At 68.9% G+C, this 13147-nt stretch carries 17 protein-coding genes; 11 read left to right on the top strand and 6 right to left on the bottom strand.

The features are described 5' to 3' along the window. Position 1 precedes the first annotated feature (1 nt). Positions 2-1240, top strand: a complete 1239-nt coding sequence (locus ACIQTX_RS05525; protein ID WP_402969921.1) for a kynureninase — start codon at positions 2-4, stop codon at positions 1238-1240. Further along, entirely contained in the window at positions 1230-2051 is an 822-nt protein-coding gene (locus ACIQTX_RS05520; protein WP_402969918.1) for a PaaX family transcriptional regulator C-terminal domain-containing protein, read from the top strand. Before ACIQTX_RS05525 ends, ACIQTX_RS05520 begins: the two co-directional genes overlap by 11 nt. A gap of 95 nt (positions 2052-2146) precedes the next feature. Here ACIQTX_RS05520 and ACIQTX_RS05515 read toward each other — a convergent pair whose 3' ends face one another. Next, the gene (locus ACIQTX_RS05515; RefSeq protein ID WP_028502588.1) at positions 2147-2632 is read right to left on the bottom strand and encodes an FBP domain-containing protein; all 486 of its coding nucleotides are present in this window, start codon (positions 2630-2632) and stop codon (positions 2147-2149) included. A gap of 297 nt (positions 2633-2929) precedes the next feature. Here ACIQTX_RS05515 and ACIQTX_RS05510 point away from each other — a divergent pair, with 297 nt between their 5' ends. Beyond that, the gene (locus ACIQTX_RS05510; RefSeq protein ID WP_402969916.1) at positions 2930-3277 is read left to right on the top strand and encodes a hypothetical protein; all 348 of its coding nucleotides are present in this window, start codon (positions 2930-2932) and stop codon (positions 3275-3277) included. 38 nt (positions 3278-3315) lie between these two features. Here ACIQTX_RS05510 and ACIQTX_RS05505 read toward each other — a convergent pair whose 3' ends face one another. Then, complete coding sequence (locus ACIQTX_RS05505) at positions 3316-3693, bottom strand: hypothetical protein (protein WP_402969913.1); 378 nt, start codon at positions 3691-3693, stop codon at positions 3316-3318. Positions 3694-3908: 215 nt separating this feature from the next. On the opposite strand from ACIQTX_RS05505, the gene ACIQTX_RS05500 reads away from it, so the two are divergent. Next, positions 3909-4118, top strand: coding sequence for a CsbD family protein (locus ACIQTX_RS05500; RefSeq protein WP_105528702.1), 210 nt, complete (start codon positions 3909-3911; stop codon positions 4116-4118). A 74-nt stretch (positions 4119-4192) separates the two neighbouring features. Here the strand turns inward: ACIQTX_RS05500 and ACIQTX_RS05495 are convergent, their stop codons facing one another. After that, positions 4193-4357: a hypothetical protein gene (locus ACIQTX_RS05495; RefSeq protein WP_017201713.1), complete on the bottom strand. Its 165-nt coding sequence runs from the start codon at positions 4355-4357 to the stop codon at positions 4193-4195. A 120-nt stretch (positions 4358-4477) separates the two neighbouring features. Here ACIQTX_RS05495 and ACIQTX_RS05490 point away from each other — a divergent pair, with 120 nt between their 5' ends. The 5 genes from ACIQTX_RS05490 to ACIQTX_RS05470 are packed head-to-tail and all read left to right on the top strand — an operon-like array spanning position 4478 to position 8880. Next, positions 4478-4744, top strand: a complete 267-nt coding sequence (locus ACIQTX_RS05490) for a Rho termination factor N-terminal domain-containing protein (protein ID WP_028502592.1) — start codon at positions 4478-4480, stop codon at positions 4742-4744. Between the two features lie 8 nt (positions 4745-4752). Beyond that, the gene (locus ACIQTX_RS05485) at positions 4753-5856 is read left to right on the top strand and encodes a YbdK family carboxylate-amine ligase (RefSeq protein ID WP_402969908.1); all 1104 of its coding nucleotides are present in this window, start codon (positions 4753-4755) and stop codon (positions 5854-5856) included. A 45-nt stretch (positions 5857-5901) separates the two neighbouring features. After that, positions 5902-7302, top strand: coding sequence for an MFS transporter (locus ACIQTX_RS05480; RefSeq protein WP_402969905.1), 1401 nt, complete (start codon positions 5902-5904; stop codon positions 7300-7302). A 55-nt stretch (positions 7303-7357) separates the two neighbouring features. Continuing rightward, the gene (locus ACIQTX_RS05475) at positions 7358-8056 is read left to right on the top strand and encodes a DUF899 domain-containing protein (RefSeq protein ID WP_402972967.1); all 699 of its coding nucleotides are present in this window, start codon (positions 7358-7360) and stop codon (positions 8054-8056) included. Positions 8057-8061: 5 nt separating this feature from the next. After that, entirely contained in the window at positions 8062-8880 is an 819-nt protein-coding gene (locus ACIQTX_RS05470; protein WP_402969902.1) for an endo alpha-1,4 polygalactosaminidase, read from the top strand. A 13-nt stretch (positions 8881-8893) separates the two neighbouring features. Here ACIQTX_RS05470 and ACIQTX_RS05465 read toward each other — a convergent pair whose 3' ends face one another. From ACIQTX_RS05465 to ACIQTX_RS05455, 3 genes are all read right to left on the bottom strand, one after another. Then, complete coding sequence (locus tag ACIQTX_RS05465; RefSeq protein ID WP_402969899.1) at positions 8894-9940, bottom strand: hypothetical protein; 1047 nt, start codon at positions 9938-9940, stop codon at positions 8894-8896. Further along, the gene (locus tag ACIQTX_RS05460; RefSeq protein WP_028502597.1) at positions 9937-10788 is read right to left on the bottom strand and encodes a phytanoyl-CoA dioxygenase family protein; all 852 of its coding nucleotides are present in this window, start codon (positions 10786-10788) and stop codon (positions 9937-9939) included. Before ACIQTX_RS05460 ends, ACIQTX_RS05465 begins: the two co-directional genes overlap by 4 nt. Positions 10789-10882: 94 nt before the next feature. Continuing rightward, positions 10883-11728, bottom strand: coding sequence for a helix-turn-helix domain-containing protein (locus tag ACIQTX_RS05455; RefSeq protein ID WP_402969896.1), 846 nt, complete (start codon positions 11726-11728; stop codon positions 10883-10885). A gap of 156 nt (positions 11729-11884) precedes the next feature. Between ACIQTX_RS05455 and ACIQTX_RS05450 the strand changes: the two genes are divergently transcribed. Both ACIQTX_RS05450 and ACIQTX_RS05445 read left to right on the top strand, forming a co-directional pair. Further along, entirely contained in the window at positions 11885-12931 is a 1047-nt protein-coding gene (locus ACIQTX_RS05450) for an iron-containing redox enzyme family protein (protein ID WP_402969893.1), read from the top strand. After that, positions 12928-13134, top strand: coding sequence for a CDGSH iron-sulfur domain-containing protein (locus ACIQTX_RS05445; protein ID WP_402969890.1), 207 nt, complete (start codon positions 12928-12930; stop codon positions 13132-13134). Before ACIQTX_RS05450 ends, ACIQTX_RS05445 begins: the two co-directional genes overlap by 4 nt. The last annotated feature ends 13 nt before the right edge of the window (positions 13135-13147 follow it).

Here is a 13147-nt window from a genome sequence, read left to right as displayed (position 1 = left end):
CATGACCACGACGCCCGCCGACTCCCTCCTCGAGCATGCCCGCGCTCTCGACGCGGCCGACCCGCTGCGCGCGCACCTCGATGCATTCGCCGATGCCCCCGGCGTCACCGCCTACCTCGACGGCAACTCGCTCGGTCGCCCGCTGCGGGACATTCCGGAGAAGCTCGCGGCCTTCGTGCGCGACGACTGGGGCACGCGGCTGATCCGTTCCTGGGACGAGCAGTGGATGGCGCTGCCGATGGAGCTCGGGGATCGCATCGGACGGGTCGCGCTCGGCGCGGCTTCGGGTCAGACCGTCGTGGCCGACTCGACCAGCGTGCTGATCTACAAGCTCATGCGCGCCGCCGCGGCAGCGGACCCTGACCGGACCGAGCTCGTGATCGAGGCGGGCAACTTTCCCACCGACCGGTTCCTGGCCGAGGGCGTGGCCGCCGAGACGGGGATGACCCTGCGCTGGCTCGAGCCCGACCCCGTGCACGGGGTGACGATCGCCGATGTCGAGGCCGTGGTCTCCGCACGCACCGCGCTGGTGTCACTGAGCCACGTCGACTACCGCTCCGGCGCCCTGGCCGACATGCCGGGCATCACCGCGGCCGCGCACGAGGCCGGCGCCCTGATGATGTGGGACCTGTGCCACTCGGTCGGGGTGATCCCGATGCAGCTCGACGAATGGGGCGTCGACCTGGCCGTCGGCTGCACCTACAAGTACCTCAACGGCGGACCGGGCTCCCCCGCCTTCGCCTACCTCCGCCACGGACTCCAGGGTGTGCTGCGTCAGCCGATCCAGGGCTGGTGGAGCGCGGCCGACATCTTCGCGATGGGGCCGGAGTACGTGCCGTCGGGTGACATCCGCCAGCTCCTCAGCGGCACCCCGCCGGTGACCTCGATGCTCGCGATGCAGGGGATGCTCGACCTGATCGAGCAGTCCACGATCGAGGGCGTGCGGGCGAAGTCGCAGTCGTTGACCGATCTCGCCGTGCGCGCCTACGACGAGGTTCTCGCTCCCCTCGGCGTGCGACTGCTCAGCCCGCGCGATGCGGATCTCCGCGGCGGCCACGTCACGATCGGTCACCCGGACTTCCGTGATGTCACGCGGCGGCTGTGGGCCGACGGCATCATCCCGGACTTCCGGTTCCCCGATGGCATCCGCCTCGGGCTCTCCCCGCTGAGCACCTCGCACGTCGAGACGATCACCGGCGTGCTCGCGGTGCGCGATGCCCTGGAGTCCGGTGACTTCTGATCTCACGGCCGCCCCCGTGCTCGACGACATCGATGCGCGCCCCGGCAGCACCGCATCGCTGCTGCGGACCTTCATCGGTGTGTTCCTGCGCCCGCTCGGTGGCTGGATCTCGGCGGCCGATCTGGTCGCGCTCACCGGAGACCTCGGCATCGATACCGGCCCGGCGCGCACCGGCATAGCCCGCCTCAAGCAGAAGGGGATGCTGCTCGCCGAGCGCGAGGAGCAGATCGGCTACCGTCTCAACCCGGCAGCGATCGGGATGCTGGAACGCGGCGACCGTCGCATCTTCGAGATGCGGGAGATGACGGATGCCGCCCACTGGTGCCTCGTCTCGTTCTCTATCCCAGAGAGCGCGAGGAGCGTGCGCCATCAGCTGCGTCGACGGCTGCAGTGGATCGGCGCCGGCGTTGTGTCGCCGGCGCTGTGGATCTGCCCCGGTCACCTCCAGGACGAGGTGCTGCAGATCCTCGATGAACTCGATGCGCGCAAATGGGCGACCCTGTTCCAGGCATCCGCTCCCCTCCCCGACGGCTCTCTGATCGAGGCCGCGGCGCAGTGGTGGAACCTGGAGGCTCTGCGCGCGGAGCACGTCGCCTTCCAGGCCTCGCTCACCACCCTTCCCGCCGAGCCCTTCGCTGCCTACGTGCAGCTCATCGACCGCTGGCGGGTGCTGCCCTACACCGACCCGGGGCTTCCTCCGTCGATGCTGCCGGCCGATTGGCCCGGCCGTCGCAGCTTCGACGAGTTCGCCCGCCGGTCGACGGAGCTGAGAGCACCCGCCTGGGCGCACGTGCGCGCCCGGATCGCCTGACCTGGCTGCCCCGAGCCCCTGTTCCGGTCGCACTTCCTGTCGCCTTCGCGACCCGCGAGCGGCAGGAAGTGCGACCGGAGCAACAGCAGTCGGGATCAGCCGGCGACCTCAGCCAGGAAGCCGGCGACGTGCTCCTGCAGTCTCAGGATGCGCAGGTCGCGTGCGAACTCGCGGTCGAAGCCCTGGTAGGCCAAGGGCGGCAGGATCCGCACGTTCCGATTGCAGCCGAACTCGGCGCAGGTGAGCACGCCGATGGAGTCGCCCTTGCGGCCGGCGGCTCCGGCCTTGCGGGCCACGAACAACTGCACGTCGTTGCGGAGAGCGACATCTTCGCACCACGAGCACTGTGCCCTGGCGATCACGCGCTGCTCGGCGCGCTGCAGGAAGACGCCGACCGGGGCGTCGTCGACCCACGTGACGACGTACGCCCGGCGGGGCATCTTCGGGTCTGCCCAGCCGAGGAAGTCGAGGCGATCGAAGTCGATCTCGGCGAAACCGGGAGGCAGGGTGAGGTCGGAGACCTCTTTGCGGGAGGCGTTGAGGAAGGAGGCGCGGATGGCGCGCTCATCGATGGGGCGCATGAGAGAAGTGCTTTCGGAGTGGTCGCCGCGAAGGCGAGTCGATCGGAGGAAGGATCCCGGACGCAGACGCCGGGTACGACACGACACCGGGGACGGGGGTTCCGCCTCCGGTGAGTCTTCAGCCTCTGTCTGCGGCGCGGAAGGCGCCTGCAGCTCCGCTCTGCGCCCCGAGGGCGCTCATCGACGACAGCACCCGGCGAGCCTACACCCGTTTGTTTCACTCCGTGTCGGTGGGCCTCGGCGCCACCGAGAAGACGACTTAGTCTTTCCGGAACGTCGAACCAGAAGGAGACCATCGTGTCCACGCCGCTGAACCGCCTTTCGCCCCTCCCGGTGCGTGAGCGTGCGGCGTGCATGTGCAGCGAGGGTGGCCGGTGCTCCTCGTTCGCTCCCGGACACGCGCTGCATCTGATCCAGGCGCGCATCGCCTCGGCGACGCCATCGGAGTGGGTCGACGCTCTGGTCGATCAGGCCGACGCGGTCTCCGGAGACCTGGTCGTGCGCACGCTCGACGGCGAGGCGCATGCCCTGTGGAACGGAGCCGGTGCCGCGCTCGAAGCCGCTCCCGGCACGCCCGTCGCACTGCACGCGCGCTACGGAGTGCTCGCCGTGGGCAGCACCCAGTTCAACGTCGCCGCGGTCTGAAGCCAGCTTCTGAGGAGACCCTGAACCCGAGCTGCGGGTCAGGCATTCACCATCAGCATGTCCTTCATCGCGGTGCAGGCATCCATGCAGGCCTGGCACGCCTGAGCGCACATCCGGCAGACATCGCTCTCGTCCGCGTGCCGCACGCACGCGTCCATGCACGTCTTGCACATCGCGATGCAGGCGTTGAGCATCGCCATCATCGACGCCGGGGTCATGCCCTGCATCCGCATCATCGACCGCATCATGGTGTTGCACATGTCCGCACAGTTCATGCACGCGGGCGAACAGTCCATCATCTGCGTCGAGCACACCGTGCAGGCTTGCTCGCACGCGGCGCACGCATCCATGCAGGCCTGCATGACGGACATGTCCATCATGCCCATGTCGGGCATCGACTCCATGTTCTTCGACATGGCGCCCATCATCATCGAGTCCATCGCACACCGCTTCCTTGGTCGAGGTCCGCGGGCAGGACCACCCGCCTGGCGCCAGGCTAGTCCTTCGGGAGGCCCGAGTCGATGGGGCGGAACGTTGACATGACCCGGCCGGATTGTCAATCCCGTGGCCCCTTCGACGGCCGCGTGAAAGGGTCGGGATCAATCGAATCCGCCCACGAGAGGAGCAGAACATGAGTGCTGCAGACGACATCAAGAACGCCGCTGAGAAGGCTGCCGGAAAGGTCAAGGAAGGCGTCGGAAAGCTCACGGACAACGAGCGCCTCGAAGCCGAGGGCCAGGCGGATCAGGTCAAGGCCTCCGCCAAGCAGGCCGGCGAGAACGTGAAGGACGCCGCGGGCAAGGCCGGCGACAGCGTCCGCGACGCGTTCGACAAGAAGTAGCCCCTCAGACACAGAAGAGGTGAGGCCCGCCGATCGGCGGGCCTCACCTCGATGGGGTCAGACGAGCTGTGTCGTCAGACCTTGCGGCTGCCGCTGATCGCTCGGATCAACCAGGCGATCACTGCGATCGCGAGGAGGACGAGCCCGACCCACAGGAGGAACTGGAGCGACTGCACCAGTCCTCCGGTGATCGCAAGGATCACTGCGACGACGATGACGATGATCAGGAGGATGTTCATCGGTCTTTCCCTTCTTTCGGGGCGCGAACGCCCGACTGCGGTGCCCCCACGCTAGCCGCGGGGGCTCATCTCTCCGAGGGGGTTGACTTCCACCCTCCGAGTGCGCGAAGGAGAAGAAACATGCCAGGACGACGCAACAATTCGCTGAAGGATCCCGAGCTGTACGAGGAGCTCCGGGACGACGGCGCTTCCAAGGAGAAGGCCGCGCGCATCTCGAACGCTGCGGCCAAAGAGGGGCGCAGCACGGTCGGACGCCGCGGCGGTGAGCACGGCGACTACGAGGAGTGGACCGTGCCCGAGCTGCGCAAGCGCGCGAAGGAACTGGGCCTGACCGGGTACAGCGGCAAACGGAAATCCGAGCTGATCTCCGCGCTCAGGAACCACTGAGGCTCCGGATGACCCGCTTCGGCATCGAGGAGGAGTTCCTCTTCCTCGATGTGCATTCGCTGGTGCCTGTGACGCTGGCCGCCGGCACTCGCGAGCGCATCACGCGCCTGCGCACCGGCGGTGAGGTCACGAAGGAGTACCTGACTTCGCAGATCGAATGCCTCACCGAGCCGGTTTCGACCGCCACGGACGCCGAGGCGCAGCTGAATCATCTGCGCGCGCTCATCGGCTGGCACGCCCAGGAGCAACGCGCGATCGCAGCGGGAACCGGCACGCCTTTCGCCACGACACGCTCCTCGGCGGTCTCCCCTTCACGTCACTATGACGACGTCGCCGCGCAGCTCGGGCACCTCACTCGCGATCACGAGGTCAACGGCCTCCACGTGCACATCGAAGTGGACGACGACGAGGAGAGAGTGCGGGCGATCAATCGCGTGCGAGGCTGGCTGCCGACACTGCTCGCGCTCACCGGCAACAGCCCGTTCGTCGACGGCCGGGACTCGGGGTATGCCAGCTGGCGCAGCATCCTGATCCGTCGCCTACCGGCGTCCTGGTCCCCACCGCGGTTCCACGACTTCGATGACTACCGCACCCAGGTGCGACGTCTCATCGACCTGCAGGCGATCACCGAGGCGTCATCGCTGGCGTGGGCCGTACGGATCTCGGAGCGCTATCCCACGATCGAGGTACGGGTCTTCGATGCACAGCTGACCGCGGAGGACTCCGTGCTCGCCGCACTGCTCTCACGAGCGATCGTGCTGACCGACGACCAGCCTCAGGTGGACGTCGGGGTCGACGGCCTCGACGCGTCGCTGTGGACGGCGGCTCGCCGAGGGATGGATGCGCGCGTGATCGATCCGACGACCGGCGACATCGACGACGTCCGGGCGGTCGCCGACCGAATGCTGACCATGATCGCTCCCGCACTTCGGGAACTCGGCGACGAGGAACGAGTCGGCGCGGGCATCGAGCGGCTGCGCACGGTGGGTACCGGTGCCGACCGACAGCGCGGCTCCATCGACGAGGAGGGAACACCCGGACTCGCACGACTGCTCCTGGCCGGGACACCGGCGCCGCACCCCGCCCCGCCGCCGTCGCTGCCGACGGGCTGACCGGCATCGGCCCGCACCCTCCCGCCCCGGGAGTAGGGTCGGGCTGTGGCAGCATCTTTCGCCCCGCTCCAGCGGCTCGTCATCTCGATCGCGGTGCTCGCGTCGTTCGTGACCTTCCTCGACGGCACGGTGGTGAACGTCGCGCTGCCCGCGATCAGTCGTGAGCTCGGCGGCGGCATCACCACCCAGCAGTGGGTCGTGGATGCGTATCTGATCACCCTGAGCGCCCTGATCCTGCTCGCGGGATCGGTGTCCGACGCCTACGGACGCGTGCTGGTGATGCGCATCGGACTGATCGCCTTCGGGGTGGCATCCATCGCGGTCGCCGCAGCGATCGATCCCCTGATGCTGATCATCGCCCGTGCCGCGCAGGGAGCGGCCGGAGCACTGCTGGTGCCGAGCTCGCTCGCGCTGATCACCGCGACGATGCGCGCCGACGTGCAGTCCAGGGCGATCGGGGTGTGGACCGCCTTCACCACCGGAGCCCAACTGGTCGGCCCGCTGCTCGGCGGACTGTTCGTCGACTACCTCTCATGGCGCTTCGTCTTCCTCATCAACGTCATCCCGATCGGGATCACCCTCCTGCTCCTCGCCCGCCTGCATCTGCCGGAGCATCCGCGCGGCATCAAGGTCGACTGGTGGAGCGGGGCTCTGTGTGCGATCGGTCTCGGCGCTGTCGTGTTCGCACTCATCGAGCAGCCCAACATGGGGTGGCAGTCGCCCGCCATCTGGATCCCCGCTGTCGCCGGTGCTGCACTGTTCGCGCTGTTCCTGTGGCGACAGCAGCATTCGACGTCGCCCCTCATGCCGCTGTGGCTGTTCCGCGTGCGTGACTTCGGCTGGGGCAACCTCGCCACCTTCTTCGTGTATGCCGCGCTGTCACTGAACGGCTTCGTCGTGGGTGTCTATCTGCAGCAGGGGGCCGGGCTCAGCGCCACGGCCGCAGGACTTGCGAGTCTGCCCATGACGATCCTGATGATCCTCGTCAGCTCGCGCGCCGGCCAGTGGGCAGGCAAGTGGGGGCCGCGCATCTTCATGACGGTCGGCCCGCTGCTCATGGCCGTGGGCGCCCTGATGCTCCTCTTCGTCGCCGCCGACTTCGACTACTGGTGGCAGGTGCTGCCCGCCATGATCGTGATGGGGCTCGGGCTCTCGCTCACTGTCGCCCCGCTGACCGCCGCGATCCTCGGGGCGATCGATGAGAACCACTCCGGTATCGCCTCAGCCGTGAACAACGCCGTGTCCCGCGTCGCCGGCCTGCTCGTCGTCGCGATGCTCTCGACGATCGTCGGCGGCACCCTCGACCTCGACGGATTCCACAGCGCGGCTTGGGTCACCGCGACGCTGCTCGTGATCGGCGGCGTGGTGTCGTGGATCGGCATCCGCCGCAATCCCGCCGAGCCCGTGCCGGCCGACGTCGCCGCGTCCGGCCCCGACCCGCATTGACCGTGTCGGCGGCCGCGCGCAGACTGGACGCACCGTCGCTCAGCAACCGGAGGTCATCGTGAGCACAGGACAGACAGCCCTTCCGCCGGTCGTCGACGCCGAGACATGGCGCCGCGAGCTCGACGCTCTGCGAGTGCGCGAGAAGGCAGCGACCAGGGAACTCGATGCCATCGCCGCGCAGCGACGCCGTCTGCCCATGGTGGAGCTGCCCGAGTACACGCTCGTCGGCGCCGACGGTCCGGTGCGTCTCGCCGACATCTTCGACGGCGCGTCGCAGCTCATCGTCTACAACCACATGTGGTCGGACGGCAGCGAGTGGCAGTGCCCCGGCTGCACCGGCTTCACCTCGCAGTTCACGCGGCTCGACGTGCTCGAGCGCTACTACGACGCCCGCTTCGTGATCGTGACGAACGGTCCGATCGATGAGGCTCTGGCCTACCGCGACCGCGTGGGCAACCGGATGGCCTGGTACTCGAGCGCCGACAGCACGTTCGGAGCCGACGTGGATGCCCCACCGAACGCGGGCTTCGGGGTGAACGTCTTCCTGCGCGACGGCGACACCGTGTACCGGACCTGGCACACCGAGGGCCGTGGCACCGAGCGGCTCAGCTACCTGCAAGGACTCGTCGATCTGCTGCCGTACGGCCGGCAGGAGGAGTGGCAGGACGTGCCGGAGGGCTGGCCCCAGCACCCGACCTACTCCCAGGGGATGGGCTCGAAGGAGATCGCGGAGCTGTACGGGGCGACACACTGAACCGGATGCTCCGCGGCGCGCTGCTCCCCGCCGTCGCGGCGCTGCTGCTCGTGCTCGGCGGATGCGCGGCTCCGGCGGAATCGTCACCATCCGACTCCGTATTCGACCTCCCGCCCGCCGGTGCTGTCCCCGACTATCAGCTCGGCGGCGCCTACGACCCGGCGCCCGAGGTCGGCATCGTCGGCCGTGACCGTGGCGCACCGCCCGCACCCGGGGTGTACTCGATCTGCTACGTCAACGGCTTCCAGACCCAGCCGGGCGAGCTCGACTCCTGGCCGCAGGAGCTCCTGCTGCACGCGGACGGCGAGGTCGTCTTCGATCCGGACTGGCCGGACGAGGCGCTGCTCGACACGTCGACCGCCGAGCGCCGTGACCGAATCGCCGCCACCGTGGCCCCGTGGATCGCCGGCTGCGCCGACGACGGCTTCGACGCGGTCGAGTTCGACAACCTCGACTCGTACACCCGCTCGACCGGGGCGCTCTCCCTCCAGGACAACCTGACTCTGGCCACCCTGCTCGTCGATGCCGCCCACGCCGCCGGACTCGCCGCCGGGCAGAAGAACGCCGCCGAAGATGCGGCCGTGCTTCGTGAACAGGCCGGCTTCGACTTCGCGGTCACCGAGGAGTGCGCGGTCTACGACGAATGCGGGGCGTACACCGACGTCTACGGCGAGCACGTGATCGACATCGAGTACACGGATGAGCTGCCGCGTCCGTTCGCCGAGATGTGTGCGGACGACGACTCCCCCGCCTCGATGGTGCTGCGCGACCGCGACCTCGTCACGCCCGCCGATGACGGCTATGCGTTCGAGGTCTGCCGCTGATCCGACCGGAGGATCACTGCGGCGTGAGCACGATCACGCGACCGCCGATCACCCATTCCGACACGGCGATGGCCCCCGACGCGTCGACCGCGATGCCGTGCGGGCTCCGGAAGACGCCACCGACGAGCTCGGACCGCTCCAGTTCATCGCCGACGATCGTGTTCGGCCAGCCTGGTGCATCCGCTCCCCCGGTGTCGCCCAGTCGGGCAGCGACCCGCTCGTCGAGCCCGAACGCCACGATCGCGCCGTGCAATTCGGTGACCCACACGAGGTCGCCGTCGAACGCGAACCCCGAAGGACTCGTCAGCTCGCCTTCGCCGTACGAGCGCAGGAACCGGCCGTCCGTGCCGAGCACGACGATCCTCTTGTTGCTCCGATCGGCGACCAGCAGCTCCGGTGCCGACCTGCGTGTGTCGAGGATGATGGCATGCGGCGAGGCGAAGGCCATTCCGCCGTCGCCGCCGTCGCTCGTCCAGAGCGGTTCTCCACCGCGGCCGAAGCAGTGCACCCGGCTGCGGCCGTAGCCGTCTGCGACCCAGATGCGCCCGCCATCCGCCTCGGACTCGCTCGTCACTCCGGTGGGGCGCCATCCACGGGATTCTTCGTCGAGCGCACTGTCGTCGATGACCTGCTGGGTGTGCCCGTTCACGTCGACGCGCACGACCCGTCCACGACGATCGGTATCGAGGTGGTCTCCGCGCTCCCGGTGGTCGTACTTCGTGCCGTTGTCGGCGATCCAGATGGCATACTCCGCGCCGAAAGCGTCGACACTCATGCCGTGGCACTCGGTCACCGGGAGGTCGGCCGTGCGCCGCCCGCGTCCGTCACGGAGGTGCACGAGAGCCCGACCATCCGGCGACGCCGTCACGAGACCCGCACCACCGGGACCGACGACCACGCCGTGGTGCGCCCATCCCCTGACGATCTCCCGGCTGGTCAGGAACTCGCGCCAATCGTAGCTCCGGCCGCCGATGTCCACGGTCGTCCGCGCATCCACGTTCTCGGCGTCCCAGATCCCGGTGTCCATGTCGTCCTTCATGTCGTCCTTCATGTCGCTCACAGACCGTCGTCCTCGTGCCAGTGCTCCTGCCAGCGCCAGTCGATGGGCTCGGACGCCCGCTGGTATCGGATGTCGGTCGAGAGCCGGATGCGGTCCAGCGGATCGACGTTGTCGGTGCTGGCGTGCACCACGTACGACGAGTGGACCATCACGTCGCCGGCACGGTAATTCGCCAGCAGCCAGCGGGCGTCGTGCTTGTCCGCGAGTCCGGGGAGGTCTGCCGTGATCGAGGCGGCAGGGCGCTTGTCACCCCGCGCGCGTTCCTCCGCCAGCGACCAGTGATGGCTGCCCTCGAGGTAGGCGAGGCCGCCCTGCTCAGCGGGGCAGTCGCCGAGCGGGATCCACATCGAGAGCACGCGCTCGCTTCCCTCGCGCAGGTAGACGAGGTCGTAGTGCGCCTGCGTCGCGGTGCCGATCCCCGACTCCCCCGGTCGGATGTGTCGGATGATCTTCCGCTTGTGCAGATGCACGTCGTCACCGAGGAACCACTCGAACCACCCGCGGACGTCGGGATGGCCGGTCAGCGCCGCATAGCGCTCACCGGGCACGATGTCGTCGAACAGCGCGGAGCGGATCTTCGCCCTGTCGATCTCGCCCTGCGCGCCGATGCCGACAGCGGGATCGGAACCGGGTGCCACGATCCCGGTGTCCGACATCGCGGTGAAGTAGTGCTCGCGGAACGCCGTGACGACCTGAGGGTCGAGCTGCTGCGGCAGGAACAGATACCCGTCTCGGCGCAGCCGGCCCCACAGCGCAGCTTTGTCGGTGCGGATGGCGTCGGGCACCGGCTCCATCCAGCCCAGCCGTGACGGCGAGTCGTCGAGCGTGTATCCGTTGGACGTGAACATGACTCCATGTTCGGCGACGCTTGGACTTCAGTCCATGGACTTTAACGCGGGATTGTTGGATTTTCCGCGGCGATTTCCGGGCGGATTGGATGATTCAGTCGAGCTGTGTGCGCGCCTGCTGCCGCCGGAACGTGGTGGGCGAGACTCCGGTTCGCCGACTGAAGATGCGCGAGAAGTAGGCGGCGTCGTCGTAACCGACCCGCGCGGCGATCTGACCGACGTCGAGTCGCGTCTCCGCCAGGAGGGCCTGTGCTCGGGACAGACGCACCTCGATCACGAAGTCGTTGACCGTGAGCCCCGTCGCTGACCGCACCGCCTCGCCGAGCTCGCGTGTCGTGAGACCGACCTCCGCCGCACGGTCGGTGACCGAGAGCGAGCGGGCCGCGCTTCGGGCCACCAGGTCGACGACGGTCGCGCCGTCGACTCCCGCCTCGGCCGGATCGACCGCATCGAGGATCGCGAGCAGAAGGGCCTGCGCGCCGACCGACGCGGCGATCTCCGACCGTGGCCCCACCGCCGAGACCGCAGCGCGCAGTGTTGCGAAGAGCTCCTCCGCATCATCGACGGGACGGGCCAGCGGCTGCACCGGGCGATGACGCCCGCCCAGCCCGCTCGCCTCGAAGGCATCGTAGAGCTCGCCCTCGAACAGCACCCAGTGCTCCGACCAGCCGGCGGCATCCGAACCGTATCCGTGCGCGACTCCGGGCGTGAGCCAGATCACCGCAGGGCCCTCGACCGGCAGCTGCAGGCTCCGCGGCGCATACTCCTCGTACGTCCCGCGTCCTTCGGAGATGTAGACCAGACCACGGGTCGGCAGCGTCCGCCGACTGAACGGCGGCTGGCGCCCCGACTGCTCCCCGGCGCCGTGGCACGAGATCAGGAGCCGCCGCATCGCATGACGCGGTGACGCGTAGTGGGACCAGGTAGCCGGCGGGGACATCGTCGTCAGCCTAACGGCGCGGGTGCGCGCGCGTTCCGCATCGAACAGATCTCCGCGCGTGGCACATGCCCGGCGTTCGGGTCCGCGTCAAGTCCCTGTACCCCTCTCTTTCCGCCGAGCAGGATCGAGTGTCCGCAACGATTGGGAGCCCGACACATGACCGCATCCGCACCGGTATCCGCCGCCACCACGTCCCTCGCCTTTCGCGACCGCGGTCCCGTGAGTCGCGCGGTCATCGCGCACCTCACGGGCGGGGAGGCGTCCGACCACACCACTCTCGCCGTCGAAGCCGTCCCGGCGAGCGCCGACATCGCGCGCGACGACGACCTCCAGCTCACGCTCTTCGTCCTCTACGCCTCCGCCTACGGGTCGCTGCCCTCGCTGGATGCCGACCTGGAGTGGGATGCGGCGCTGCTCGCCACCCGGCGTGTCCTGGAGGAGGCATTCGAGCGGTTCCTGCGGGAGAACGTGCGGACGCCGGAGCCGCCCGAGCCGACCGTGGACGCTGTCGGCCGTGCCCTCTTCGCGCTCGCTGAGGTCGACGCGGGGCCGAGCCTGTCGCGGTACTTCGCGAAGAAGGCCACCAGAGAGCAGGCGGCGGAGATGCTCATCCAGCGCTCGACCTACACGCTGCGCGAAGCGGATCCGCATTCCTGGGCGATCCCTCGACTGGAAGGGCGCGCGAAGGCGGCGCTCGTCGAGATCCAGTCCGACGAGTACGGAGGCGGGCGACCGCAGCGCGTGCACGCCGTTCTGTTCGCCCGTGCGATGCGGGCGGCGGGTCTCGACGACACCTACGGCACATACGTCGACGACGTGCCGGCCATCACCCTCGCGTCACTCAACATGATGTCGATGTTCGGACTCAATCGCCGTCTGGTCGGATCGATCGTCGGGCACCTGGCCGCTTACGAGATGACCTCGTCCATCCCGTGCCGGCTGTACGCCGACGGCCTGCGCCGCCTGGGCTTCGACAAGGAGGTCGCGGAGTACTTCGACGAGCACGTCGAGGCGGATGCGGTGCACGAGCAGATCGCCGCGCGCGATCTCGCGGGCAGTCTCGCCGAGGACCACCCGGAGCTGCTCCCCGACATCCTCTTCGGCGCGGCCGCATGCCTGACCGTCGACGGCTGGGGCGGCGCGCACATCCTCGAAGCGTGGTCGGCCGGTGTCTCGTCGCTCCGCCCACGGGACGCGTCGTGAGCGACCGGCCGGAGCGGGCGACCATCACGCCCTACCCCGACGGCCCGCTGCTCGTTCGCGGCGACATCGACCTGCGCACGACCGACGGGGAGCAGATCGCACCGCGCCGCCGCACCGTCGCCCTGTGCCGCTGCGGGCTCTCCGCACTCAAGCCGTTCTGCGACGGCACCCACAAGGCGGCAGGCTTCCGCACCGACGACTGAGCAGGCGCGAGCT

The organism is Microbacterium sp. NPDC090281, from assembly GCF_044769635.1.
Lineage (GTDB): Bacteria > Actinomycetota > Actinomycetes > Actinomycetales > Microbacteriaceae > Microbacterium.
Note: the sequence above shows the minus strand (reverse complement) of the source record. Positions and strands in the feature narration are given on the sequence as shown.

What these genes read in the sequence shown, in the direction of transcription:
- ACIQTX_RS05455 (WP_402969896.1), bottom strand. Translation starts at nt 11,728, where the DNA reads ATGTCCCCGCCGGCTACCTGGTCCCACTACGCGTCACCGCGTCATGCG.
- ACIQTX_RS05470 (WP_402969902.1), top strand. Translation starts at nt 8,062, where the DNA reads ATGCTCCGCGGCGCGCTGCTCCCCGCCGTCGCGGCGCTGCTGCTCGTG.
- ACIQTX_RS05490 (WP_028502592.1), top strand. Translation starts at nt 4,478, where the DNA reads ATGCCAGGACGACGCAACAATTCGCTGAAGGATCCCGAGCTGTACGAG.
- ACIQTX_RS05500 (WP_105528702.1), top strand. Translation starts at nt 3,909, where the DNA reads ATGAGTGCTGCAGACGACATCAAGAACGCCGCTGAGAAGGCTGCCGGA.
- ACIQTX_RS05450 (WP_402969893.1), top strand. Translation starts at nt 11,885, where the DNA reads ATGACCGCATCCGCACCGGTATCCGCCGCCACCACGTCCCTCGCCTTT.
- ACIQTX_RS05485 (WP_402969908.1), top strand. Translation starts at nt 4,753, where the DNA reads ATGACCCGCTTCGGCATCGAGGAGGAGTTCCTCTTCCTCGATGTGCAT.
- ACIQTX_RS05525 (WP_402969921.1), top strand. Translation starts at nt 2, where the DNA reads ATGACCACGACGCCCGCCGACTCCCTCCTCGAGCATGCCCGCGCTCTC.
- ACIQTX_RS05515 (WP_028502588.1), bottom strand. Translation starts at nt 2,632, where the DNA reads ATGCGCCCCATCGATGAGCGCGCCATCCGCGCCTCCTTCCTCAACGCC.
- ACIQTX_RS05505 (WP_402969913.1), bottom strand. Translation starts at nt 3,693, where the DNA reads ATGTCGAAGAACATGGAGTCGATGCCCGACATGGGCATGATGGACATG.
- ACIQTX_RS05460 (WP_028502597.1), bottom strand. Translation starts at nt 10,788, where the DNA reads ATGTTCACGTCCAACGGATACACGCTCGACGACTCGCCGTCACGGCTG.
- ACIQTX_RS05495 (WP_017201713.1), bottom strand. Translation starts at nt 4,357, where the DNA reads ATGAACATCCTCCTGATCATCGTCATCGTCGTCGCAGTGATCCTTGCG.